Source organism: Flintibacter sp., from assembly GCF_046973065.1.
Genome location: NZ_JBKVXZ010000007.1, coordinates 1 through 24,797 on the forward strand (window position 1 = coordinate 1; position 24,797 = coordinate 24,797).

Here is a 24,797-nt window from a genome sequence, read left to right on the forward strand (position 1 = left end):
TGGCAATGAAGGGGTGCAGGGTCTTCAGGAAGGACACGGAGGTGTAAGCCGCGCCCACCACGGAGGAGACGCCAGCAGAGAACAGGCACAGGCCGAACAGACGGTAGCCCAGATCGCCGGCAGCCAGGCGGAAAGCCTCGGCAGCGGGGTTGCCGCCGTTGGCAGCGTCGGTGATGATCTTGGCATTCTCAGCCAGCCACTGGGTGCCGCTCATGCAGGTGCCCAGCACAGCCAGGAACAGCAGGATACGCACAGCGCCGGAGGTGCCGCAGCCCTGGAGCACGCTCTTACGCACATGGCCGATGTTCTCGGGACCGGAGATGCCGGCGTCCAGCAGACGGTGAGCACCGGAGAAGGCGATGTAGCCGCCGCAGGAGCCGCCCAGCAGGGTAGTCAGAGCGGTGAACATATTGGTCTTCGGATCCAGCAGGTACTGGAAGTCCACCAGGCCCTTGCCGACCTCGCCCAGAGGGGGCTCGGAGATGATGGCAACCACCAGAACGGTAACCAGAATAACAGCAGCCAGAATGGTGGCCACCTTGTCCATGATGGTCTTGGCGTTCTTGTTGATGAAGATAATGATACCCAGGCAGCCGGCCACCACAGCGCCGACCTTCTGGTCCAGACCGATCATGGCGTTGAAGCCCAGGGCCACGCCGCCCACGTTACCTACGTTAAAGGCCAGGCCGCCGATGGCAACCAGGATGGCGATGATAACGCCCAGACCAGGCAGCAGCTTGTTGGCTACATCCTGAGCACGCATCTTGGAGACGGTAACTACGGACCAGATGTTCATCTGAGCGGTCATATCCATGATAATGGCCAGCACGATGACCAGAGCCAGGGCCGCGCCGTGCTGCGCGGTAAAGGTAGAGGTCTGAGTCAGGAAGCCGGGACCGATGGCCGAGGTAGCCATCAGGAAGGCGGCGCCGAACAGAACAGACCGGCTGGGTTTTGCGGCGGCAGTGTTGGGTTGATTACTCATAACATTGACCTCCTAAATCGTTTTGGGAGTCTCCTCTCCTATACAAAGCGGATCACACAATATCCGCAATGGGAGCGATGGTCACGCCCTCAGCTTCCAGCTTGGCGCGGATGTTCTTGACAAACTCTACTGCGGAGGGGTTATCGCCGTGGACGCAGATGGAGTGGGCGTCGATGGAGACCTCCTCGCCGGTGATGGCGGTAACCTTGCCCTCGGTGACCATGCGGATGGTACGGGCAATGGCCTTGTCCTTGTCGTGGATCACAGCGCCGGGCTTGCTGCGGGGCACCAGGGAGCCGTCGGCCTGATAGGCACGGTCAGCAAAAACCTCGCTGGCCACCCGCAGACCAACCTGCTTACCGGCCTCCAGCATCTTGCTGCCCGCCAGACCCAGCAGGATCACGTCCTTGTCCACGCTGTAGATGCCCTCAGCAATGGCCATGGCCAGATCCATGTCCTTGCCGGCCATGTTGTACAGGGAGCCGTGGGGCTTGCAGTGCTGCAGCTTTACGCCGTGGGCGGCAGTGAAAGCCATCAGAGCGCCCAGCTGATACTGGATGTAAGCCTTGACCTCCTTGGGGGAGCACACCATGTTCCGGCGGCCAAAGCCCATCAGGTCAGGATAGCCGGGATGCGCGCCTACCGCTACACCGGCAGCCTTGGCGGCGGCCACAGTCTTGTCCATCACCAGGGGGTCGCCGGCGTGATAGCCGCAGGCCACGTTGGCAGAGGACACATGCTGGATAACCTGCTCATCCAGACCGATGGTGTATGCGCCAAAGCTCTCGCCCAGGTCGCTGTTCAGATCTACCTTGTACATAAATAAACCTCCTTGAAGTTTCATTCCAGTTAATTATAATAATGCAAGCTGCGTGCCAACTTTGATTCTTTTTTGCATTTTTCTTTAATGATTAAATTCTTCCGCTTTTTCTTTCCATTTTAAAACTTTTTCTTTGTATTTTTCTTCCTGTTCCCCCTGATTCGTTCTCAAAAAGCAGCGGGAGAGTGTGCGAATTTGCACACTCTCCCGTTCATTTCTGCACATTGTTCTCTTTCGCACTCTCATTGCCCTGCTCCAAACGGCGCTTGAGGGTAAAGCGGGTACATCCCAGCAGCTGAGCTGCACGGCTGCTGTTTCCGCCCGCCAGCTCCATGGCCCGGTCAATGTAGGTGCGCTCAAAGGCGTCCACCTCTTTTTTCAGATCGATGCTGCCCTGCTTCAGATCTTTCATGGGGTAGCTCAGGCCGCTGTCTCCCTTCCGTTCCTCCCGCCGGGGCTCCAGACCGGTCTCTTCGCCGGTAAGAAGCTCTCCCCGGCTGAACAGCACGCACCGCTCCATTACGTTGCGCAGCTCCCGTACGTTGCCCTTCCAGTAATACCCCTCCATCTCCTTCAAAAAGGCGGGGTCGATATCCTTAAGGTGCTTGTTGAATTTCCGATTGAAGTGCTCCAGGTAGAACCGGGCCAACACCGGAATATCCTCTCGCCGCTCCCGCAGAGGGGGAATACGGATCTGCATCACGTTCAGGCGGTAGAACAGATCTTCCCGGAAGGTCCCCTTCTCCACTTCTTCCTCCAGATCCCGGTTGGTGGCGGCAATGATACGCACATTGACTTCGATATCCCGCAGGCCGCCTACCCGCTTAAAGCGCCGGTCCTCCAGGAAGGTAAGCAGCTTGGCCTGCATGGACAAAGGCAGTTCACCGATCTCATCCAGGAACACGGTACCTCCGTCGGCCAGCTCCATCAGGCCCTTCTTGGCCTTGTTGGCGCCGGTGAAGGCGCCTTTCTCATAGCCGAAGAGTTCCGACTCCAGCAAAGTCTCGGGGATAGCGCCGCAGTTTATTTTGACCAGCGGCGTATCCCGGCGGGGACTGCTGTCATGGATGGCATTGACCACCACGCCTTTGCCTGTTCCCGTCTCACCGCAGATGAGCAGATCCACGTTGTCATTCTGAGCCAGAATGTCCACATTGCGGCAGATCCGCTGGATAGCCTGGCTCTCCCCCACAATCTGCCGGGGACGCTGGCGCATCAGTTCCAGGCTGCGCCGCCGCTTGAGCTGATCCAGGTTGCGGCGGATGATCAGGTCCACCTCTTCCAGATCGAAGGGCTTTTGAATGTAGTGGCAGGCCCCCCGCTTCATGGCCTCTACCGCCTGGGACACAGAGCCGTAAGCGGTGATCATGATGATCTGGATGTCCTCATCCACCTTTTTAAAATCCTCGATATGGTCCAGTCCCAGTTCCTGGCCCAGACGGTTATCCAGCAGTACCACGTCAGGCCGGAATGTCTCCGCCAGCTCCGTCCCTTCCCGGATACTCTCGGCGGTACGTACATGGTAGCCCAGATCGGACAAGCCGCTCTCCAACGACATGCGGATCAGAAACTCGTCGTCTACCACTAATACCTTCGCCCTCATGCTTCTCCTCCTTTGCCGGGAAAGGCAATCCGTGCCCGGGTACCTTCCCCACGCCCGCTCTCCATGGAGAGCTGTCCTCCGTTTTCTCCCAGAAGCCGCCGCACAATAGACAGGCCAAGGCCGCCGGTCCCGGCCCCATGCAGCACCTGCTCCAATTTCTCCGGTCCCATACCTACGCCGGTATCGGTCACCGTCAGGCACACACCCTCCGGCTCCTTTTCCGCCCGGATCTCCAGCTGCCCGCCGTCCGGCATGGCCTTTACCGCGTTGTTGATCAGGTTGATCAGTACCTGGCGCAGTTCCCCCTCGTCTGCGTACAGCCACAGGCTGCCCTCCACCTGGGCGGTAAAGGCGATGCCCTTATTTTCCGCCACCTTAAAGTACAGAAGCTGCAGCTCATCAAACAGCGCATTGAGGCTTACCGTGGTCTTTTGGCTCTCCCGCCGCCGGGACAGGTTCAGAAGGTTCTCGATGAGCAGGTTGACCCGGTCTACCTCTCGCACCATGCCCTCACACAGCTTCTGATCCCGCTCCTGAGTCAGCTTGCGGCTGACCACCTGGATGCCTGCCCGAATACCCGCCAGAGGGTTGCGGATCTCATGGGCCACATCGGCGGCCAGCTTGCCGGTATAGGCCAGCTTTTCCTCCTCGCTGGAGCGCTCCTCCATTCTCTTTTTATAAGTAACGTCGTCGATGGTACACAGCACGCCCCACCGGGAACCGTCCGGCTCCCGCAGCTGCCATACGCCGAATTCGTAATCCCGGCTTTTTCCTGTGGGCTCCGTCAGATGGGCGGGGTCGGGCAGCACGTCTTCCCGGCGCATGATCTGCCCCAGCAGCATCTCCAGGGTACGCCCCTGTTCGTCCCGCTCCTCCTGTCGTCCCAACATGGCCGAGGCGCTGGCATTGACACAGAAGGCCTTTCCTTCCTGGTCGTAAGCCACCACGCCGAAGGGCAGGTTTTCCACGATACTCTCATTCAGAGTTTTGACCCGAATCAGTTCTCCGGTATAGGTTCGGATGCTCTCCATCATCCGGGCAAAGGCCCGGGCCAACTGGCCCACCTCGTCCGCCTTGCCCAGATACTCCTCCATATCCAGTTCTTCCTGTTCCGGACTCTCGCTGACGCTCTGGCAAACCTCACTGAGACGGCGGATGGGGTCAGAGATGTTGTGAGCAATGAGTACGCTGGCCTGGACAATGATCACCAGCATGGCCACCGCCGCCAGGATCATATATTTCTGTTCCTCAATGAACCGCTCCTGCAAGGCACTGTTATCCAGGCGGTATGAGATCTCCCAGCCCAGCTGGGGATCGGTGGCCTGGGCCAGTACCTCCAGGTCCTCAGCATCCACACCGGGCTTTCCCAGCAGAAGCTCTCCCTGCTCATCATAGATAAACAGGCTATCTCCCGTGTAGTGATTGCGGTACTTAGCCAGCAGCTTTTTCGGGTCCTGGCGGTAATCCTCCAGTTCCAAATCGGCCTGGATATACCCAATCAGGGTACTGGCATTCTCCCGCTCGGCAGCTACCTTGACCCGGTATTCCGTAAAATACAAGATGGCGCAAAAGCAAATCACGGTAGCCAGACTGATGCACACAAAGGGGATCAGGATCTTGTTTTCAATATCCATTCTGGGCCGCCGTATCTTCATCGTGCCCCCTCCTTTCTACGGTCCAGCAGCGAGACCACTGCCATGGCCGCCGTGGAGATGAACACCCCCGGCAAAGCGGGATGGATTCCGAGACGACCGGCATAGTAGAGCGGATAGAGCACCAGAATCGCAGCCGCTCCTACCAAAATGCAGGCCCACACGCCCCGCTTGGTGACCCAGCGGCAAAGGAGGGTGCCATACATGGAGGGGAAGAGCAGAATACTCACCGCTCCCCACACATCTCCCCCGTAGGACAGGGTGAAATCCGGGGGATTAAGGGCCATCAGCATAGAGATGGTCCCGCCTCCAAAAACCGCCAAACGTCCCAGCGTAAGCACGCGCTGCTCTGAAATCGGTCTGGGCGCGGCAGTGCGCACCACATCATAAGAGAAAGAGGACGCGATGAGCAGCAGCTGAGAGTTGGCCGTAGACACACAGGCTCCGATAATGGCAAAGAGGAAAAATCCGCTCCAGCCGGTGTACAGCTCTTGGTTGAGCAGTCGGATTATCACCTCATCCGAGGACTTCACATAGGGCAGCGTAGGTACCAAAACCCGCATTCCCAGTCCGATATGTACTAAGGTAAAGTACAGTACCGCCAGCAAAATCAGCGCACCCAGCACCGTCCACCGGGCAGTTTTCTCATTTTTGGCGCACAGCATGCGGATAGTATACTGGGGGTTGGCTGCTACCCCAAGTCCCCAGCCCCAGAACATAGACAAACTGATCAGAGGGGTATAGCGGCTGTTGAACAGGAAGAGCAGTTCTCCCGTCTGGGTGGGATATTCCACCCCGGGATGTGCATAGCCGGAAATCTGCTTTGCCTGGCTGTATAGCTCACCCAGGCCTCCCACTCGGCTTACAATAGTAAAAAACAGAATAAACAGTCCAATGCTGAGCAGCGTAAGATTAAACGCATCCGTCCGCACCACCGAGCGGTATCCGCCGAAGGTGGTGTAGAGGATAAACAGATAGACCATCAGCACTGCGGCGGGATAGGGGATATCAAACAGGGCGGAGGCCACCATACCAAAGCCCTTATACTGGGTGACCAGGTAAAACACATAGACGGTAATAAAAATGATACCGTAGGCCATCTGCAGCTTGGGAGACTGGTAGCGCTTGCGGAAGATTTCCGGAATGGTAATGGCGTCCCAGGCATACAGGCGCCGGCTCACCGCCGCCAGCAGAAGTCCCCCTAAAAACCAGGGCACCACCGAATAAAACAGCACTGCCAAGCCGTCTTCATATACTCCGCCGGTCAGGCTGAGAATGGTGATGGCGGACAGCCAGGTCCCCGCAAAGGTACAGATACAAAGAGGAAGGCTCACCTTCCGGTCGCAAGTAAAATAGCTGCCTACTGTCCGGTTGTCCCGCAGGCTGCTCTTTCCAATGAGCAGCAGGGCCACGGAGTAGACGCAGAAATAAATGAGGTAGAGTACAGTCTTGTTCACAGGGTTTCTCCCTTCCCTTGGCTTTCCAGACATTCTACCACATTTTTCGTCCCAATGGAATGAAAAAAGAGGCCGCTTCCGCGGCCTCTTCTTTATCTGCGCCAGGGTCCGGCCCAGGCCAGTCCCTTGCCTCTGATTTCAAATTTTCCCGTTTCATCGGTATAAAACCGGCGGTAGAACAGCGCCTGGATCACCAGCCACAGTCCGCCGTACAGTACGAACAGAAAGGCCCACCGGGGCATGATACGGCTTGCCGCCTCCAAGGGGGTGCCGATTCCTCCGGCTGTGTAGCAGTAGTCCCACCCAAACAGGCGGTTACATACCAGACTCACCCCTACCAGCACGCCCACCGGAACAAAACAGAGCACCCGGTCGCTGGGCTGGGGGCGGTACACGTCACCGGCCCACAGCAGCACCGCTGCTGCAATCATCAAAATGTGATAAATCAGGCTGCGTACCGGAACAAAGTGGAAAAACGGATAGTGGTTGAGGTATACATTGAATACCAGTCCCAGCACGCCTCCCATGACTCCCATGGTGCACACATTGGCCGCCGCCATCTGCCGCAGCTTCTCCCGCCGGGAGAAGACCGCCAGAGGCAGCATCATCCAAAACAGGGAACACAGGTAAAGGGGCAGGGTGGTCGAGGGCTGGATATGACCAAACTGCCGCATTTCCCACACCCAGTACACCGGGTCAAACAGCAGCGCAAGCACTGCGCACACCTTCAGCCAGCCCTGTACCCGTTCTCTCCCAGCCCGGCGGGCCGCAGTAATCAGAAGGCAGACCAGCACGCCGGTCGATATCAGCACCAAAATATGAGGCAGGCGAAACATAACATCTGTCCTTTCTCTTTTTTTCTATCCTATCGCCTCCCCCTATAAATTCCCCCTGGATTTTCTTAAGATTTACTAAGAACGAGAAAATTTTTAAGCCCACGCTTTCCGCAGGCCTTTGAGTTTGTTATAATGGCCTTAAACATATATAAAAAGGAGGCCGTCCAAGATGAACCCTTTGATTCTGATTGCAGAGGACGACGCAGATATTCGAGGCCTGCTCAAGCTCTACCTGGAGGGCGAAGGCTTTCGGGTCCTGGAGGCAGACAACGGCGCACGGGCTCTGGATCTGGCCCGGGCACAGGCCCCGGATATGGCCATTCTGGATATCATGATGCCCCAGCTCAACGGCTTTGAGCTCACCCGCGCCCTGCGCAAGTTCAGCGATATTCCCATTCTCATCCTCTCCGCGAAAAGCCAGGACAACGACAAGATCCTGGGCCTGAATCTGGGGGCGGACGACTATATCACCAAGCCCTTTAACCCTGTGGAAATCGTGGCCCGGGTCAAGGCCCAGCTGCGCCGCGCCTCTCGCAGCGGGAGCGATATTCTCACCGTGCGGGAACTGACCCTGGATACCACCACCTTCCAGTTGACCAAAAACGGCAAGCAGATTCTCCTCACTCCCATGGAGTATAAGATCCTGGCCCTGCTCATGCGCTCTCCCGGCCGCATTTACACCAAGATCCAGCTCTATGAAGGGGCCATCGGAAACTACTTTGAGGGCGATGACAATACTATGATGGTGCATATCTCCAAGCTGCGGGACAAAATCGAGGATGATCCCAAGAGTCCCCGCTACATCATCACCGTGAGAGGATTGGGGTATAAGCTTGAAAAATAACAAGCGTTCCGGAAGTCTGTTCCGGCTGCTGGCCAGAAGCTACCTGCTTTTCACTCTGACTCTGCTGATTATTGCCGGAGGGATTTTTTCTCTCTGGAATCACTACCTTAATTCCATCTATGTCCCGTCGGACTGGATAGCTATGCTGAGCGATCCCGCTCTGTTGGAGGGAAAGTACGACAGCTTGCGGCACTATCTGAGCAACAGCGGAGATTCCTTCGGCGTTTATGACAGCAACGGAAAACTGGTCTACGCCTCCACAGAAGATTTTGACTCCTCCTATACCCAGCAGGAGCTCTCCTGCATCCCCCAATACGGCAGCAATGTTCTGATCGACTCCTACGATCTGAGCCAACACAAGAGCAATGTCAGTTATTTACTTATCAAACACACCTTTCAAAGCGATACAGGTGAAGAATCTGTGGACCTGATGGCGCTGGATCAGAATTATCAGGTCCTCTTGGGCGGATTGCAGGACGGGAAAACCAGCTATACCCCCCGGGAATATCAACTGCTTACCGGTTCCCGATATCCTAACAGTTTTCTTCAGTGCACTTCCTTTGAAAACAGCCAGGGTCAGACTATGACCCTGCTTCTGCGGGAGGCTCTCTGGAATGAGACTGATTATCTCAGACACTACAACCAGTCCCGAGTCATTTGGCTTTTGTTCCTGCCTTTGTTCCTGGCCGATGCAGGACTGTTCATCTGGTGGCTGAGTCGGAAGATCGGCCGTCCTCTACGCAAGCTCAACGACGCGGTGATCTCCCAGTCGGAGGGCCGCCTTGTACGGGTTGGCGAGTGCGGAGGTACTTTGGAAATCCGCCGCATTGGAGAGAGCTTTGACCGTTTCTCCGACCGGCTGGCGGAGAGTGAGCGCCAGCGCCGGATTCTGGACGAGGGACGTCAGAAGCTGATTGCCGATATCTCCCACGACCTGAAAACGCCCATCACTGTCATTGCCGGCTACATCGACGCCATCTGCGACGGCAAGGTTCCGCCCGAGGAGCAGACCCGCTACCTGCGGGCCATCCAGAGCAAGGCGGAGGCTCTCACCGAGCTGGTCAACGCCTTCCATGAGTACAGTAAGGTGGAGCACCCGGAGTTTATCCTCCACCCCGAGCGCACCGACCTGTGCGAATTTTTGCGGGAATATCTGGCCGTGAAGTACGAGGAGATCGATCTGGCGGGGTTCTCTCTGGAGATCTCCATCCCAGAACGTGCCATCTTCTGCCAGCTGGACCCCCTCCAGTTCCGCCGGGTACTGGACAACCTGCTCTCCAACGCTCTGCGGCATAACCGTCTGGGAACCGTGCTGTTTTTAGATGTGGATGTAGAAAAGTCCTTCGCCTTGGTACGGGTGGCGGACAACGGCTCCGGCATTCCTCCCGAGCGCATTCCTTATATCTTTGAGCCCTTTGTAGTGGGCAGCGACGCCCGCTCCGGCACCGGAAGCGGCCTTGGACTGGCCATCACGCGGCGCATTATGGAAAAGCATGGAGGCACCATAAGCCTCACTCCTCATCCCGCACCCGGCCGCAGCACCGAATTTGTCCTGCGCCTGCCTATTGACTCACAGCTTCCCCCTCAAGAGGAATCATGATTCAAAAAGAACAAACTTTCAGCCTTGGTTGAAAGTTTGTTCTTTTCTTTACGAATTTTAACGCCGGACAAATGGGTGCTAAAGCTTGCCGGAGTATCATCCATAACAGAAAGGAGGCCGAATGATGGATGGATCTAATCTGCGCAGCCAGCCTGTGATTGAAGTCAGAGACCTCTGGAAGGAATACCCCGCAGGAGACGAAACTGTGGTGGCTCTCCGGGATATCACCTTGAATATTCACCGGGGAGAGATCTGCTGTATCTTCGGTCCCTCCGGCTCCGGAAAGAGCACCCTGCTCAATCAGCTCTCTGGGCTGGAAAAGCCCACCCGGGGCGAGGTACTGATCGGCGGCGTCCCCATCTCTCGTCTGAGCGAGACACAGCTTACGAATTTCCGTCAGCGGCATCTGGGATTTGTCTTTCAATCCTATAACCTTCTGCCCAACCTGACGGCCACAGAAAATGTAGCTCTCCCGCTGATGTTCCGTGGGGTACCTAAGCCCCAGCGGGAGCAGGCAGCCAGAGAGCTTCTTGCCCGAGTGGGCCTGAGCCATCGGCTTAACCACTTTCCCAGCCAGATGTCCGGCGGCCAGCAACAGCGCGTGGGCATTGCCCGGGCCTTTATCTCCCGGCCTGACATCGTCTTTGCCGATGAGCCCACAGGAAACCTGGACTCAAAAGCCACCTTCCAGGTCATGGATATGATCTGTTCCTTCGCCCGGGATTTCCACCAGACTGTCATTCTGGTCTCCCACGACCCGGAGATGGCCTCTTACGCGCATCATATCGTTACCCTGCTGGACGGCGGGATTATTCGGGAGCAGCATATGGAAAAGGAGAGGGGATTGTATGAATCAAATACCATTTCAGATCCGGTTTTGTTTGTTGAGCCATTCCGCCGCCTGCATTACCGGAATGCGGGGAATTAACCGGTGAGACGGCAAGACCTGTTCCACCTGTGCGCCCAGAATCTGCTCCGCAAAAAAACACGCACCTTTCTTACCGCCCTGGGCGTGCTGATCGGATGCTGCTCCATTGTCATCACCGTATCCCTGGGTGTAGGCATGAAAGAGACTCAGGAAAAAGCCCTGTCAGAGCTGGGAGACTTGACGATCATCACCGTAAATCCCCCGCAAAACAGCCAAACAGGCGCACTGGACGACCATCTGCTTCAACAGCTGCGGGAGATCAGCGGAGTAAAAGCAGTCACGCCGAAATTTACTCTGGACATTGACTCCGTTACCCTGTCCGCCGGACCCGATCACCGCTATGTGGCCCAATGGACCAACATCGTAGCTATGGACGTCAGCGTCATGGAAACCATGGGCTACCGCTTTTTGGAAGGCTCCCCCGCCACAAAGCCCGGCGATGCTATCATCGGGCAGTACATGGCCTATAATTTGAAAGATACCTTACGCCCCGAGGGGGACGATATGGTCAACCGCTTTGACGGCGACTGGGATGGATTCGGCAATCAGATTTCTGTCCCCGCCCCCTACCTGGATCCCATCGGCCAGGAATTTACCTTGGAAGTGAAAACCCGTGCTGGGGTATTTTCTATGCCGCTGCATCCGGTGGGTGTGATAAAAGAGGACTACTCCAAGGGCAACGAGACCGTTGACGGCGTTATGATCTCCCTGGATGACCTGCGCCGCCTCCTGGGACAGGCCGACCATGATATTCCCATCTCCTATGACAGCATTTTAGTCAAGACCTCCAGCATCAGCCAGGTCTCGGGAGTAGAGGGTAAGATCAACGCTATGGGATATCCCACCGAATCCATGGAGAGCGTACGCAAGCCCTTAGAAAAAGAAGCCCAGCATAGACAGATGACACTGGGCAGCTTGGGTGCCATCTCGCTGTTTGTGGCCGCGCTGGGCATTATCAATACCATGATCATGTCTATCTCCGAGCGCACTCGGGAGATCGGAATCATGAAATCTCTGGGCTGCCCGGTCTCCGACATCCGGATCATGTTTTTGGCTGAAGCTGGTGCCATCGGCTTTATAGGCGGTGTATCTGCCTGTGTCATCAGTGTTATTATCTCGGTGGCTGTTAACTTCATATCCATGGGGCCCAGCTTAGACCATCTCATTCCTGCTCTGCTTGGCGGAGAGGATGTGGCAAGGATTTCGGTGATCCCACCGTGGCTTCTGCTCTTTGCCGTCCTTTTCTCTGTTCTCATTGGCTTGGGCGCAGGCTGCTATCCGGCCAACAAGGCGGTACGCATCTCCGTTTTGGAGGCCATCAAAAGCGAGTAGATAGCCAAATAAAATTACACTCTCTATAAAAACAGGAAGGCAGTCCGAAACGGACTGCCTTCCTGTTTTTGTGAGAGTCAGTGGTTTTTATCTGTGTCCCGAAACAGCAGGGTAATACACCACAGCGCCGACAGGCCCACCACGGTGTAGATCACCCGGCTGATCAGTCCATCAGACCCACCGCCGACAAAGGCCACCAGATCAAACTGAAACAGTCCCACGCTGCCCCAGTTCAGCCCGCCGATAATCAGCAGGGCCAAAGCGATCTTGTCCATGATCACGTCAGATTACCTCCTCGGATTGGGTTCCGGGGATAGCATTTCCAGGCCGGAGAAAAACTATGCACGGACAACACGCAATTTCATTTTAACGATGCCGGTCCAAATCCCATGGGAAGCAGTTCCCATAAGCCTGCCTGCTGAAACTGGCCATGCTGATTGACCGCCAGCACCCGAAGTTTTGGCGCAAATTCATACAGCATCTGCCGGCAGGCGCCGCAGGGCCAGCAAAAATCCTCTCCGCTGCCCGCAATAGCCAGTGTGGTCCAGCCGGTGGTCCGTCCCTCACTTACCGCCTTCACCAGGGCGGTACGCTCCGCGCACAGAGTGGAACCGTAGGCCGCATTTTCCACATTGCAACCGGTAAACACCGTTCCGTCCTCGCATAAGAGAGCCGCGCCCACTGCAAAATGAGAATAGGGTGCATAAGAAAATTTCCGCATCTCCAAGGCTCGCTGCACCAGTTCCTGATCGGTCATGTTCCTGCCTCCTTCTCCCGCGCTCGGGCGGGCGTCTGTTCTCTTCTAGCATACCCCAGCAGAAAAAAACTTGCAATCTTCTTTTCCCGTGCTATAATATTTTCCAGCGGACCGCCGACAGCGGTCCACTGCAATCAAAAAGGGAGCTCGCAAACGGGCTGAGAGGAAGCTGTGCGCTTCGACCTGTGACCTGATTTGGGTAATGCCAACGTAGGGAGATTATGGTATGCGTACGCCGCGGGATTGTCTCTCTCGAGAGATACCCGGGGTGATTTTGTTTTTGGAGGCACTTCTATGGCCCACTTTCTTCCCCAGGCAGCCATTTTTGATCTGGACGGCACCCTTACCGACTCCATGTACGTCTGGGACCACATTCCGGAGGAGTTGGTACGCCGGTTTGGCGGCCATCCCGCTCCCGATCTGTCCCACACGCTGCGCGCGATGAGTTCTCCTCAGGCCATCGACTACCTGATCCGCACCTACCATCTCCCCGCTTCCTCCCAGCAGCTCATGGAGGCCATGGAGGACTTGGCAGACCGGGAATACCGGGACCGGGTTCCTTTGAAGCAAGGCGTTCGCCCTCTTCTGGAGCGGCTGCACCAACTTGGTGTGCCCTGCGCCGTGGCCACCGCAAGCCAGGTTCATCAGACCAGGCAGGCTCTGGAGCGGCTGGGCGTCTGGCCCTTCTTCTCCTTTGTGCTGAGCGCGACCCAGTACGGTCCCAAGACCCGCCCGGACCTCTATCTGGAGGCCGCCAGGCAGCTGGGAGCTGCTCCACAGTACACCCTGGTCTTTGAGGATGCCCTTCACGCCGCCCAGACCGCCGTTCAGGCTGGTTTTCAGGTGGTGGGCGTGTATGACGCTTTTTCTGCTGAGGACCAGCCTGCGCTGAAGGAAATCTGCCGCTGGCATCTGAAACAGCTGGACGATCCGTCCTTTCTCGCCCAGCTGGGCTAAATCTGTTTCCCCCAGGTTCTTAGGAAGAACCGTTTATGCGGCGAATTGGGGGCACCACCTTTCGTCGCACTATAAAACTTCAATGCGTCAAAACAGAAAGGAGTCTTAACTATGAAAACCGCATTGACGATCGCTGGAAGCGATTCCAGCGGAGGCGCCGGGATCCAAGCCGATATCAAGACCATGACGGCCAATGGCGTATATGCCATGAGCGCTGTCACCGCCCTGACGGCCCAGAACACCACCGGCGTTTACGGCATCCTGGAGTCCACCCCTGAGTTCCTTGCCAACCAATTGGACTGTGTCTTCACGGACATCTTCCCTGACGCAGTCAAAACCGGGATGGTCTCCTCCACCGCCCTGATCCAGGTCATCGCGGACAAGCTCAAACAGTATGGGGCAAAAAACATTGTGGTAGACCCGGTGATGGTGGCCACCAGCGGCTCCCGCCTTATTTCCGAGGAGGCGGTGGAGGCCCTGAAGGAACAGCTGCTTCCTCTGGCTACCCTTCTTACCCCCAACATCCCCGAGGCCCAGGTCCTCTCCGGCATGACCATTACCACCGCAGAGGATATGGAGCGGGCCGCCCAGGCCATCAGCGAGACCTACGGCTGCGCCGTACTGTGTAAGGGAGGCCATCAGATCCACGATGCAGATGACCTTCTCTGGCGGGATGGCCAGAGCACCTGGTTCCGTGGCCGCCGCATTGATAACCCCAATACCCACGGCACCGGCTGTACGCTCTCCAGCGCCATCGCCTCCAACCTGGCCAAAGGCTATGACCTGACCCAGGCTGTGGAGCGCTCCAAGGCCTACATCTCCGGCGCTCTGGCAGCCATGCTGGATCTGGGCGCAGGCAGCGGCCCCATGGACCACCTGTTTGCTCTGCGGGGGGAGTTCGTGGATGACTAACCTGATCGTTGCAGCCTTTACCCTCTGCTATTTTGCCGTTACTCTGTTTTTGTGCCGCGGGATGCGTCTGTCTGCCCGGGATATCTGTCTTGCCGGCCTGATGTCGGCGGCTACCCTGGTGCTGCGCTGTTTCCTGATCACCCTGCCCAACGGCAGCCACATTAGTCTGGGCGCCATGCTGCCCATCCTTCTGCTCTCCCTTCTGGTCAACGCCAGGGTGGCCTTCTGCGCTGGATGGGTCACCGGCCTGCTGGCCATGCTTCTGCTGCCTGACTGGCAGCCGGTACACTGGGCCCAGCCTTTTGTGGAACAGCTTATCTGCTTCTCCGCTTTGGGCTATGCCAGTGTCTTTGGAACCGACCGGCGCTGGAAAATTATCCTGGGCACCACACTGGCGGTTGCCCTCAGCGTGACCAGTCATATTATGGCCGGTGCGGTTTTCTTTGCCCAGTACGCCTGGGACGGCTACGGCCCCTGGGCATACAGCATCGTGGCTAATCTGTCGGGCCACGGCACAGAGGGTCTGCTTACCATTATTCTTGTCTCCGTGCTGCCTGTGCGGCGGCTGGAGAAATCCATTAAGGCAGGTGTACCGCAATGACATTCACGCAGGAACTGATCGAGAAAAACTTGTCTGTGTGGCAGCAATGCCTGGACTCCCCCTTTCTTCAGCAGCTTGGAGCAGGAACCTTGGATGAAGCCTGTTTCAAGGGCTATATTGTGGATGACAGCCTCTACCTCCGGGAATATGCCAAAGTATTTGCCTGGGGCATGACCAAAGCCGAGGATTTGGAGGCTATCCGAACCTACTATTCCCTGCTCTCCTTTGTCAACGAAGGGGAGGGCGCTACCCGGCTGGTCTACCTCAAGCGCTACGGCTTGGATGACGCCCCCATCCAGCACCTGCCGCAGCGTCCGGAAAATCTGGCCTACACCGACTGTATGGTAAAGGCCGCCCGGGATGGCCAGGGCGCCCCGGAGTGCATGATGGCCTGTCTGCCCTGCATGGTCAGCTATCAGTGGATCTTCCAGCGGCTGCTACAGCAGTATCCCAATGTCCGGCAGACCCCCTTCTGGCCTCTGGTTCGGGACTACACCAGTGATGCCTATGAGCAGGCCTGCCAAAGCTGGCTGGCGTATACGGACCGGATCTGTCAGGATCTGGACACGGAACGCAAGGCCCAGTGCAGTGAGATCTTCCGGGAATGTTCCCTCCATGAACTGCACTTCTGGGAAATGAGCTTACAGCCCCGCACTGATCTTCCCTGATGTTCTTCTCAGTCTAAAAAACAAGCCCCTGCCGATGGCAGGGGCTTGTTTTTTATTTCAAAATGGTCATCCGCTCCAGGCGGTCATAGATATCCTCCCGGTGTTCCGGGTGGAGATAGGTGATGGTAATAACAAACAGCGTATCTCCCGCCACCGCTTCACAGGACACGCGGTAGAGCAAATCGTCGTCTTTCTTCTTGGGGGGCATCTCCTTCCAGCCCCAATGGGCTTGTCCGCCCTCCAGCTGCTTGGTGCGGACATCCTGCAGCTGGGCCATGTCCATCGCAAACTGTGCCGATCCCATCCTGCTGCGCAGCGCAGTGAAATGCCAAATGGGGCTCTCGCTCTCCTCATCCCGCCAGATCGCTCCAGCGCTGTCCATACCACCGTTGGACCACTCGTAGTGGTACAAACCGGGCAGAGGCACCACAAGCTTGTCGTAGGGCTGCAAAACCTCTCCTCTGCGGTAACCGATGGGATAAAGTTCCTCCATCTCAGGCACATCTTCCGGCATGCTGGGGGTACGGTCGTCCAAAATGCAAAGTTCGCGGTAATCCGCCACCGGCTGGGGCAGCGACGGGTCCATGGCGGCGGAGCGCTCCAGGGTATCCAGAATATCGGCATTAATCTGCCGGTCCTGGTAGCTGCGGTCGGAGGGTGCAAAGCAGCAGTCCTCCCACAGCTGTTTCAGCGCCCGGTTGCGCAGATACAGGGCATTCATCCCCGGCTGATCCCACAAAAACAGGTACTGCGCCAGCTCCTCCAGCGCCCCCTTCTCCAGCTTTTCCTTTAACCACGCCACTGGGAACCGTCCCAGAGGCGTTGCAATGGTGTCGGGCACCACCTCTGGCCGGTACTGATCCACTTCCCAGAAGAGGTATCCCATCTCTCCCGGCGCGGTCTTTTCCAGCACCTGGCTCACCTGCTCTTCCAGCCAGGGGAGAAACCACTCCCGGCGCAGAGCCCCAAAATCCCGGTCCTGCTGGTAGTCCGAACGGTCCTGAACGTTCCACTCCTTGATTCCAAGGCCTCCCAGCTCCTCCAGCAGCTCCAGGGCCGCCTTATGAAAGCCGGGACCGACGGGGGTGGTGTTGCACCCACACCGCAGATTCCACTGGCCAAACAGTCCCTTCTCCTTGGTCCAGGCAAAGTCCAGATAACCTCGGGGACACACAACGATACGCATGCCCTCTTCCCACACGCCCAGGCGCAGGTTTCGCTGCTTGACCAGACGCTGGACCGCTTTCACCAAAGTATCCTTGCTGCGGATTTTTCCCGTGCAGGTGATATCAATATTGCCCATGCTCGTCCTCCTCAGCAACACTGCTGGATCAGCCAAACCCGGTCAAACCGGCGCTGGACCAGATCCTCCCGGCGGATGTAGAAGTAGATTCGGCCGCAGTCGCCGAACATCAGCTCGAAGTCTCCGTTTTCCACGGTGTCAAGCTGGAAGAGCAGCTGCCACTCCCGGACGCTGGGAGTACGCAGGGCGCTGCGCTCCTCCATGGGAATATTCTCCCAGCTTCCTCCCAGATAGTATCCCCGGCTAATGAGTTCACATTGCAGGGCCATATTGTTCTGAATGATGTCCGGCCAGCCCAGCAGCTGGGAGCGGTTTGCCGGGTAGTCCATCCCCAGCTCCCGCCGGGCCTGGTCAAAGATACGGTAGTCGTTGGCGGTCCAGGGGTACTCCAGGGCAGGACAGGCATCCTGAAAATCCGGAGCATCTGCCGCCCCGGACAGCTCCGCCGCCAGTTCCGGCAGGCGGAACTCCTCCTCCAGCTCTGCCGGGAATTCCGCCGGAGCCAGGTTGCCCTTAAACCAGAATACCTGGGCACACCCCTGGTCCTTGGGATCATAACCCCAGCGCTGAGACCCCAGCTCATAGAAAAAGGAGAGTACACCCTCATGGGGCAGCAGTCCTTCCTTGTCCAGAGCGGCCAGCTGAGCACAGTCAAACTGGGCCAAAAAGGCCAGAGGCCGCTCCTTCACCTGGTCATCCTCCGGGGTATTGGTTTCAAATACCGGCCAGACGAAATCTGCCGGCACATCGGGCCGGCCGCCGAACTTGCTGGCACCAACGGCAAGCTGCTCGCTGTGAGAAACAAACCGGGTATCGATCCGGCTGCGGTAGAGTTGAGGCAAGATGTTTTTCCAATCCATTGCGGTGTTCCTTTCCGGGGGCCTCCCCCCTGTCAAAACGCTTGATATCATCCTACCACAACTCCTGTACTTTGGTCAAATATTACAGCACCATCTCACCTCACTCCTGATACCCGCCTCTCGCCTCTCCACCCTGTTTCCTTATTTTTACTTTCACTTTTCTCCGATTTTGCCCTTTTTTCCTCTTTCCTTGTCCCGTTTGGCCGGGACAAATTTTCTTGAAAGAAAGAAACTTTCAGACTTTTTCCCTCCCCTGCACCAGTCCTCTTTTTGACATATCATCCTGCCTTTCCAATTGGAACGGAGAGAGAAAAATGCCGCCAAATTTGCATTATTTCTTCAATATTGAATTTTTCCCTGCATTTTCCCATTCCATCTTTTCGTTATTATCACCAATAGATTTCCATTCTTTCATCCTTTATTATGTATAATATGTGGGGAAACTGCGCTTCTCAGCGCTTAACGGAAAGAAGAGGTGTAAACAATGTCCAACGGTATCTCATTGGCCCGCGTGGAGGAGATCATCAACTCCTACGGCTGCCAGCGCCACCAGTTGATCGCCATCATGCAGGACGTACAGGCCGAGTTTAAATATCTTAGCCCCCAGGTCCTGGAACTGATCGCACAGAAGCTGAACATCGGCGTGGCAAAGGTGTACAGCGTGGCCACATTCTACGAAAACTTCTCCCTGGAAGCCAAGGGAAAGTACATTATCAAGGTATGTGACGGCACCGCCTGTCACGTGCGGAAATCTCAGCCCATCTATAACGCCATCCGGGAGTATCTGGAGCTGGAGGATAAGCAGAAGACCTCTGCCGATGGACTGTTTACCCTGGAGACGGTGGCCTGCTTGGGCGCCTGCGGACTGGCTCCCGTAGTCACCGTCAACGATCAGGTCCACTCCAAAATGAGCCCCGAACTGGCCATTGACCTGTTGGAGTCCCTGCGAAAGGAGGAGGCCGCCCATGAACGCAGCTAAATTGACCCGTGACCAGTTGAAGGTCCGACAGATGAAGGCCAAGCGGGCACTGGAAGCACAGCGCCGCCAGGTTCTCATCTGCGCCGGTACCGGCTGTATCGCCGGCGGCTCTCTGAATATCTACGACAAATTGAAAGAGGAGTGCCAGCGCCGGGGACTGAACGTCCATGTGGGCCTTCTCCGGGAGGACGAAACCCCTGAGACCAAGTCCGACGACATCAACCTCAAGCGCAGCGGCTGCCACGGCTTCTGCGAGATGGGTCCCCTGCTCCAGATCGAGCCCGACGGCATTCTCTACACCCACGTACAGGTGGAGGACTGCGACGACATCATCGAGCAGACTCTGCTGCGGGGCAAGGTAATTCCCCGGCTGCTCTACCAGCTGGACGGAGTGACCTATGAGAAACATGAGGACATCCCCTTCTATCATAAGCAGCACCGCATCGTGCTGGAAAACTGCGGCACCACCGACGCGGAGGATATTGACGAATATCTGGCCAAGGATGGCTACTCTGCCTTTGAAAAGGCTCTGTTTGAGATGACCGACGAGGCCATCTGCAAGGAAATTCTGGATTCCGGCCTGCGTGGCCGAGGCGGCGGCGGCTTCCCCGCCGGACGCAAGTGGGAGAGCGTGCGTCAGCAGCCCAAGGGCAAGAAGTACGTGGTGTGCAACGGCGACGAGGGTGACCCTGGCGCCTTTATGGACCGCTCCATCATGGAGGGCAATCCCCACTCCATCATCGAGGGCATGCTCATCGCCGGTGTGGCGGCGGGCAGTGACGAGGGCTACATCTACGTCCGCGCCGAGTATCCCTTGGCCGTGTCCCGTCTGCGCAACGCCATCGCCCGCGCGGAGGAGCTGGGCCTGCTGGGCGACCACATTTTAGGCACTGACTTCTCCTTCCACCTCCATGTAAACCGGGGTGCAGGCGCCTTCGTCTGCGGCGAGGGCAGCGCCCTCACCGCCTCCATCGAGGGCAACCGCGGTATGCCCCGTGTAAAGCCTCCCCGTACCGTGGAGCACGGCCTGTGGGCCCAGCCTACGGTTCTCAACAACGTGGAGACCTTCTCCACCGTTCCTCTCATCATCCGCAACGGCTCCAAGTGGTACCGCTCCATCGGCACCGAGAAGAGCCCAGGCACCAAGGCCTTCGCCCTCACCGGCAATGTGGTGAACACCGGCCTCATCGAGGTCCCCATGGGCACCACCCTACGGGAGGTCATCTTTGACATCGGCGGCGGCATCAAGGACGGTAAGAAATTCAAAGCCGTCCAGATCGGCGGCCCCTCCGGCGGCTGTCTCACCGAGGAGCACCTGGATATGCCCATGGACTTCGACTCCCTGAAGAAAGTGGGCGCCATGATCGGCTCCGGCGGCCTGGTGGTCATGGACGAAGACACCTGTATGGTAGAGGTGGCCCGGTTCTTCATGAACTTCACCCAGAATGAATCCTGCGGCAAGTGCGTTCCCTGCCGTGAGGGTACCCGCCGCATGCTGGAGATCCTCACCCGCATTGTCAACAATGAGGGCTCTCTGGAGGATCTGGACCTGCTGGAGACTCTGGCCAACACCATTACCGAGACCTCTCTGTGCGGCCTGGGCCAGAGCGCCTGTAAGCCGGTACAGAGCACGCTGAAATACTTCCGGGATGAATATCTGGCCCACGTAGTGGATAAGCACTGTCCCCACTGCAACGGCCGTAAAAAGGAGCTGCAGATCGATCCCGAGCTGTGTAAGGGCTGCGGCAAGTGCATGAAGCAGTGTCCCATGGACGCCATCTCCGGCCAGATCCGGATGCCCCATGTCATCGACACAGAAAAATGTATCAAATGCGGCGCGTGCTGGGGCTGCTGTCCCTTCGGCGCCATTCGAGAGGAGTGAGCACTATGGCAAAGGGAATCATGTATATCGACGGCCAGCGGGTCCCCTTCGACGGGGAACCCAACGTGCTCTCCGTCATCCGCAAGGCAGGCATCGAGATGCCCACCTTCTGCTACTACTCCGACCTGTCTGTCTACGGCGCCTGCCGCATGTGCGTGGTAGAGGACGAACGGGGCAAGATCGAGACCTCCTGCTCCATGAAGCCTCGGGATGGCCTGTCCATCCGCACCAACACCGCCCGTCTGCTCAAGCACCGGCGGATGATTTTGGAACTGCTCCTTGCCTCCCACAACTGCAGCTGCACCACCTGTGAAAAGAGCGGCGACTGCCGCTTGCAGGAGCTGGCCATGCGCTTTGGCGTGCGCCGAGTGCGCTTCGGGGACAGCCGGGAGGAGTCTACTCTGGACGACAGCAGTCCCGCTGTGGTCCGTGACCCCAGCAAGTGCATTCTGTGCGGCGACTGCGTACGTATGTGTGAGGAGACCATCGGCATGGGCATCATCGACTTTGCCCGCCGTGGCTACAATATGCGGGTCTCCCCCGCCTTTGGCCGCAACCTCTCGGAGACCCACTGCATCAGCTGCGGCCAGTGTGCCGCTGTGTGTCCCACCGGCGCCATCACCATCTACAACCAGATCGGCAAGGCCTGGCGCGCCATCCACGACCCCCAGAAGCGGGTGGTAGTGCAGATCGCTCCCGCCGTCCGCGTGGCGGTAGGCGAGGCCTTCGGCCTGCCCGCGGGCCAGAACGTGCTGGACCAGCTGGTCACCGCGCTGAAATTCATGGGCGTGGATGAAGTATATGACACCACCTTCGGCGCCGACTTCACCACCATTGAGGAGTCTCAGGAGTTCCTGGCCCGTCTGGAAAAGGGCGGTCCCTTCCCCATGTTCACCTCCTGCTGCCCTGCTTGGGTCAAGTATCTGGAAAATGAGAATCCCAAATATCTGAAGAACATCTCCACCTGTAAATCTCCCATGGAGATGTTTGCTGCCATCATCCGGGAACACTATCAGAAGAAGGATGCGGAAGACGGTCGTTCCACCTTCCACATCGCGATCATGCCCTGCACCGCCAAGAAGATGGAGGCCGCCCGGCCCCAGTTCTACCACAACGGCAAGCCCGATGTGGATGTGGTGCTCACCACCCAGGAGATCATCAACATGATCAAGGAGTCGGGCATCCAGCTGCCCCAGATGGAGCTGGAGTCCCCTGATCTGCCCTTCGGTCTCGGTTCGGGCGCAGCCGTGATTTACGGCTCCTCCGGCGGCGTGGCTGAGTCTGTGGTGCGCTACTGCCTGCCTGACAAGAGCAAAAACACCCTGCGTGAATTGCAGTATTCCCCTCTGCGGGGCAATGAGGCTATCCGTGAGGCCACCGTACAGGTAGGTGAGCGGGAAATCAAGCTGGCTGTGGTTCACGGACTCATCAACGCTCAGAAGCTGCTCAAGGAGATCGATGCGGGCACCGCCTATTACGACCTGGTAGAGGTCATGACCTGCCCCAGCGGCTGCGTAGGCGGCGCCGGACAGCCCTACGGCCTCAAGCAGAAAAAGCAGGACCGGGCCGCTGGCCTGTATGCTGCCGACCGGGCCGCTCCCTTCAAGCGCGCGGAGAAGAACCCGGTGGTTTTGGACTTCCTCAATAATTACACGCCCGAGCAGCGCCACGAACTGCTCCACACCAGTTATCAAGGCTGACCATTTCTTTTCCCAAAACAGCACACAGGCCGTCCATAGAAATATGGACGGCCTGTGTGTTATTTCTCCTCCTGCTGCCAGACCCGGGGAAGGGTCACCGTAAAGCAGGTTCCATTTTGAGCATCACTTTTCACTTCGATCTGTCCCCGGTGGAACTGAACGATGGTCTGGGCAATAGCCAATCCCAGGCCATACCCGCCCTCCTTCCGGCTGCGGGAACCGTCAACCCGGTAAAACCGCTGAAACAAATGCTCCAAGTGCTCCGGCGGAATCGGCTTTCCGGTATTGGTCACCGTCAGCACCGCCCGTTCCTGGCGGCGCTGCAGCTCCAGCCTCACCCGGCCGGCCTCGCCGGCATACTTGACTGCGTTGTCCAGCAAAATCATAACCAGCCGCTCCAGGCAGTCCAGATCGCCGTGGATGGACAGTCTGGGCTGGATCTCACTGTCCAACTCTACCCCACTCTCAAAGGCCACCGATTCAAACCGCAGCACACAGCCGGTAACCAAGTCGCTGAGGTTGCATACCTGCGTTTTGGCAGACTGTCTGGCGTCGTCATGCTTGGCCAGAAACAGCATATCCTCCACCAGCCCCTTCATCCGCTGGGCCTCTTCCTGAATGTAGCTAATCCACTTATGTTGGGATGCTACGGTCTCATCCGGATGCCCCTCCACGATCCCGGCGTTGGCCAAAATCACGGTAAGCGGTGTTTTTAACTCGTGGGAGGCGTCGGCTACAAACTGCCGCTGCTGGGTCCAGGCCTCTTCCACAGGCTTGAGGGCCAGTCGGGAGAGGAACAGACTGATGATAAAAAACACCACCAGCGCACCCGCGCCGATGAGCAGGGAATTGAGTACCAGACGCCATAGAGAGGCTCGTTCCCAACTTAAATCGGAAAAGGCGATCTGAGTTTCGCCATCCTTATTGGTTTCAACCAGAAAGCGCAGGCCCAGATCGGAGAGTTTTCCCCGCTGAGCCCCAGAGGCCAGCACCTGTTCTACCGCCTGCTCTACCACATCTTCAGAGACCTTTACGTTCTCACCGCTCTCCAGAGTGATCTGTCCCTGAGCGTCTACTGACACACAAAAAACGGGGATCACAGACTGCCATTCCCGCTCCGATCCCAGCAGCGGCATTTTGATTTCAAACTGAGGTGGAATCCCATCCCGGCGCAGCATCAGCGTCATTACGGTCACGCTCTCCCGCTCCAACTGACTGGCTGTGGAGTATACCAGCGTGCCAAACACCGCCAGCAGCACCAGCGTCACCAGCAGCATGTTGATCAGGATAAATTTTATCCGCAGTCTGCGAAGCATCCTATAACCTCCTTATTCCCCCGGATGCTCCAGATAATAACCTACCTTCCGCACCGTGGAGATCGCTATTCTGCTGCCCAGATAGGCCAGTTTCTTGCGCAAAAAGGAGATGTAGACCTCTACATTATTATCTTCCGCCTCGGAATCCAGCCCCCAGATCTTGGCGATCAGAGTTTCCTTGCTCACCACAGCCCGGCTGTTTACCATGAGCAGACGCATCACTTCAAACTCTTTAAAACCCAGGCGGACCGAGCGCTCTCCCACTCGCAGCAGACGGCTGGAGCACTCCAGGCTCAAGTCGCCTACCTTCAGTACATCCCCCAGCACTTCTCCCTGCCGCCGGGTCAAAGCCCGTACGCGTGCCATCAGTTCCCCGCTGTCAAAGGGCTTGGTCATATAGTCGTCCGCACCGCAGTCCAGGCCGCCGATCTTGTCGCTGATATCGTCCCGGGCTGTAAGCATAAGGATGGGGGTGGAAATATGAGCAGAGCGCAGCCGGCGGGCCACCTCAAATCCGTCTACCTTGGGCAGCATCACATCCAGAATGATCAGATCATACTGGCCGGTCAGGCCATAATCAACGCCATCCGCTCCGTCGCCTACCATGTCCGCCTGATAGCGCTGGTCCTCCATAAGCTGCCGCAGCGTCTCAGCCAACCGCGTCTCGTCTTCCACAATTAAGATCCGCATACTGGGTCCCTCCTGTCCATTTTTCTCATCTTACCCCAGGAAGCTGAAACCTGTCTGAAAGAAATTGTACCACAAGAATCTGTCCAGCGCAAAAAGAATCCGGCACCCAAATGAG

General features: G+C 57.3%; 23 protein-coding genes and 1 riboswitch. Of the genes, 11 read left to right on the forward strand and 12 right to left on the reverse strand.

Annotated features, from left to right (window positions below; genetic code table 11):
* From ACLTXB_RS04335 to ACLTXB_RS04360, 6 genes are all read right to left on the reverse strand, one after another.
* The coding region (locus ACLTXB_RS04335; RefSeq protein WP_428226161.1) for an NRAMP family divalent metal transporter at nucleotides 1–985 on the reverse strand (985 nt) is incomplete at its 3' end.
* Between the two features lie 52 nt (nucleotides 986–1,037).
* Nucleotides 1,038–1,805 (reverse strand): LamB/YcsF family protein, encoded by a 768-nt coding sequence (locus ACLTXB_RS04340; RefSeq protein WP_428226162.1) that lies wholly within the window; start codon nucleotides 1,803–1,805, stop codon nucleotides 1,038–1,040.
* Nucleotides 1,806–2,016: 211 nt separating this feature from the next.
* Nucleotides 2,017–3,408, reverse strand: coding sequence for a sigma-54-dependent transcriptional regulator (locus tag ACLTXB_RS04345; RefSeq protein WP_428226163.1), 1,392 nt, complete (start codon nucleotides 3,406–3,408; stop codon nucleotides 2,017–2,019).
* Nucleotides 3,405–5,063 (reverse strand): sensor histidine kinase, encoded by a 1,659-nt coding sequence (locus tag ACLTXB_RS04350; RefSeq protein WP_151075450.1) that lies wholly within the window; start codon nucleotides 5,061–5,063, stop codon nucleotides 3,405–3,407. The genes ACLTXB_RS04345 and ACLTXB_RS04350 overlap by 4 nt, the downstream gene beginning before the upstream one ends.
* Nucleotides 5,060–6,517, reverse strand: a complete 1,458-nt coding sequence (locus tag ACLTXB_RS04355) for a sodium:solute symporter family protein (protein WP_428226164.1) — start codon at nucleotides 6,515–6,517, stop codon at nucleotides 5,060–5,062. The genes ACLTXB_RS04350 and ACLTXB_RS04355 overlap by 4 nt, the downstream gene beginning before the upstream one ends.
* A gap of 92 nt (nucleotides 6,518–6,609) precedes the next feature.
* Nucleotides 6,610–7,353, reverse strand: coding sequence for a YwaF family protein (locus tag ACLTXB_RS04360; protein ID WP_428226165.1), 744 nt, complete (start codon nucleotides 7,351–7,353; stop codon nucleotides 6,610–6,612).
* A 169-nt stretch (nucleotides 7,354–7,522) separates the two neighbouring features.
* Here ACLTXB_RS04360 and ACLTXB_RS04365 point away from each other — a divergent pair, with 169 nt between their 5' ends.
* The 4 genes from ACLTXB_RS04365 to ACLTXB_RS04380 all read left to right on the forward strand — a co-directional run bounded on the left by ACLTXB_RS04365 (nucleotide 7,523) and on the right by ACLTXB_RS04380 (nucleotide 12,057).
* Entirely contained in the window at nucleotides 7,523–8,197 is a 675-nt protein-coding gene (locus tag ACLTXB_RS04365; protein ID WP_008979903.1) for a response regulator transcription factor, read from the forward strand.
* Nucleotides 8,187–9,797: a HAMP domain-containing sensor histidine kinase gene (locus ACLTXB_RS04370; RefSeq protein WP_428226166.1), complete on the forward strand. Its 1,611-nt coding sequence runs from the start codon at nucleotides 8,187–8,189 to the stop codon at nucleotides 9,795–9,797. The genes ACLTXB_RS04365 and ACLTXB_RS04370 overlap by 11 nt, the downstream gene beginning before the upstream one ends.
* Nucleotides 9,798–9,918: 121 nt before the next feature.
* On the forward strand, nucleotides 9,919–10,725 hold the full coding sequence (locus ACLTXB_RS04375; protein WP_235398756.1) for an ABC transporter ATP-binding protein: 807 nt from the start codon (nucleotides 9,919–9,921) through the stop codon (nucleotides 10,723–10,725).
* A gap of 3 nt (nucleotides 10,726–10,728) precedes the next feature.
* Entirely contained in the window at nucleotides 10,729–12,057 is a 1,329-nt protein-coding gene (locus tag ACLTXB_RS04380) for an ABC transporter permease (protein ID WP_428226167.1), read from the forward strand.
* 77 nt (nucleotides 12,058–12,134) lie between these two features.
* Here the strand turns inward: ACLTXB_RS04380 and ACLTXB_RS04385 are convergent, their stop codons facing one another.
* Together ACLTXB_RS04385 and cdd are read right to left on the reverse strand one after the other, a co-directional pair.
* Nucleotides 12,135–12,338, reverse strand: coding sequence for a DUF378 domain-containing protein (locus ACLTXB_RS04385; protein WP_008979899.1), 204 nt, complete (start codon nucleotides 12,336–12,338; stop codon nucleotides 12,135–12,137).
* An 80-nt stretch (nucleotides 12,339–12,418) separates the two neighbouring features.
* Nucleotides 12,419–12,814, reverse strand: a complete 396-nt coding sequence (gene cdd, locus ACLTXB_RS04390; protein ID WP_008979898.1) for a cytidine deaminase — start codon at nucleotides 12,812–12,814, stop codon at nucleotides 12,419–12,421.
* A 129-nt stretch (nucleotides 12,815–12,943) separates the two neighbouring features.
* Nucleotides 12,944–13,048, forward strand: a riboswitch (TPP riboswitch).
* 60 nt (nucleotides 13,049–13,108) lie between these two features.
* Between cdd and ACLTXB_RS04395 the strand changes: the two genes are divergently transcribed.
* The 4 genes from ACLTXB_RS04395 (at nucleotide 13,109) to ACLTXB_RS04410 (ending at nucleotide 15,952) form a co-directional block, all read left to right on the forward strand.
* A complete protein-coding gene (locus ACLTXB_RS04395; protein WP_428226168.1) occupies nucleotides 13,109–13,771 on the forward strand; it encodes an HAD family hydrolase in 663 nt (220 codons plus the stop codon).
* A gap of 111 nt (nucleotides 13,772–13,882) precedes the next feature.
* Complete coding sequence (gene thiD / locus ACLTXB_RS04400) at nucleotides 13,883–14,683, forward strand: bifunctional hydroxymethylpyrimidine kinase/phosphomethylpyrimidine kinase (protein ID WP_110441277.1); 801 nt, start codon at nucleotides 13,883–13,885, stop codon at nucleotides 14,681–14,683.
* Nucleotides 14,676–15,284, forward strand: a complete 609-nt coding sequence (locus ACLTXB_RS04405; protein WP_008979895.1) for an energy-coupled thiamine transporter ThiT — start codon at nucleotides 14,676–14,678, stop codon at nucleotides 15,282–15,284. The genes thiD and ACLTXB_RS04405 overlap by 8 nt, the downstream gene beginning before the upstream one ends.
* Complete coding sequence (locus tag ACLTXB_RS04410; protein WP_428226169.1) at nucleotides 15,281–15,952, forward strand: TenA family protein; 672 nt, start codon at nucleotides 15,281–15,283, stop codon at nucleotides 15,950–15,952. The genes ACLTXB_RS04405 and ACLTXB_RS04410 overlap by 4 nt, the downstream gene beginning before the upstream one ends.
* A 52-nt stretch (nucleotides 15,953–16,004) precedes the next feature.
* Here ACLTXB_RS04410 and ACLTXB_RS04415 read toward each other — a convergent pair whose 3' ends face one another.
* Both ACLTXB_RS04415 and ACLTXB_RS04420 read right to left on the reverse strand, forming a co-directional pair.
* A complete protein-coding gene (locus ACLTXB_RS04415; RefSeq protein WP_428226170.1) occupies nucleotides 16,005–17,255 on the reverse strand; it encodes a hypothetical protein in 1,251 nt (416 codons plus the stop codon).
* Nucleotides 17,256–17,266: 11 nt separating this feature from the next.
* A complete protein-coding gene (locus tag ACLTXB_RS04420) occupies nucleotides 17,267–18,115 on the reverse strand; it encodes a YwqG family protein (RefSeq protein WP_428226171.1) in 849 nt (282 codons plus the stop codon).
* Between the two features lie 484 nt (nucleotides 18,116–18,599).
* Here ACLTXB_RS04420 and ACLTXB_RS04425 point away from each other — a divergent pair, with 484 nt between their 5' ends.
* The 3 genes from ACLTXB_RS04425 to ACLTXB_RS04435 are packed head-to-tail and all read left to right on the forward strand — an operon-like array spanning nucleotide 18,600 to nucleotide 22,676.
* Nucleotides 18,600–19,094 carry a complex I 24 kDa subunit family protein gene (locus ACLTXB_RS04425; RefSeq protein ID WP_008979891.1) on the forward strand — a complete coding sequence of 165 codons (495 nt, stop codon included), beginning with the start codon at nucleotides 18,600–18,602 and terminating at the stop codon, nucleotides 19,092–19,094.
* Nucleotides 19,081–20,976: an NADH-ubiquinone oxidoreductase-F iron-sulfur binding region domain-containing protein gene (locus ACLTXB_RS04430; RefSeq protein ID WP_428226172.1), complete on the forward strand. Its 1,896-nt coding sequence runs from the start codon at nucleotides 19,081–19,083 to the stop codon at nucleotides 20,974–20,976. The genes ACLTXB_RS04425 and ACLTXB_RS04430 overlap by 14 nt, the downstream gene beginning before the upstream one ends.
* 5 nt (nucleotides 20,977–20,981) lie before the next feature.
* Entirely contained in the window at nucleotides 20,982–22,676 is a 1,695-nt protein-coding gene (locus ACLTXB_RS04435; protein ID WP_008979889.1) for a [FeFe] hydrogenase, group A, read from the forward strand.
* Nucleotides 22,677–22,735: 59 nt separating this feature from the next.
* Here the strand turns inward: ACLTXB_RS04435 and ACLTXB_RS04440 are convergent, their stop codons facing one another.
* Nucleotides 22,736–23,992: a sensor histidine kinase gene (locus tag ACLTXB_RS04440; RefSeq protein WP_428226173.1), complete on the reverse strand. Its 1,257-nt coding sequence runs from the start codon at nucleotides 23,990–23,992 to the stop codon at nucleotides 22,736–22,738.
* Between the two features lie 12 nt (nucleotides 23,993–24,004).
* Nucleotides 24,005–24,682: a response regulator transcription factor gene (locus ACLTXB_RS04445; protein WP_008979887.1), complete on the reverse strand. Its 678-nt coding sequence runs from the start codon at nucleotides 24,680–24,682 to the stop codon at nucleotides 24,005–24,007.
* Nucleotides 24,683–24,797: the final 115 nt, after the last annotated feature.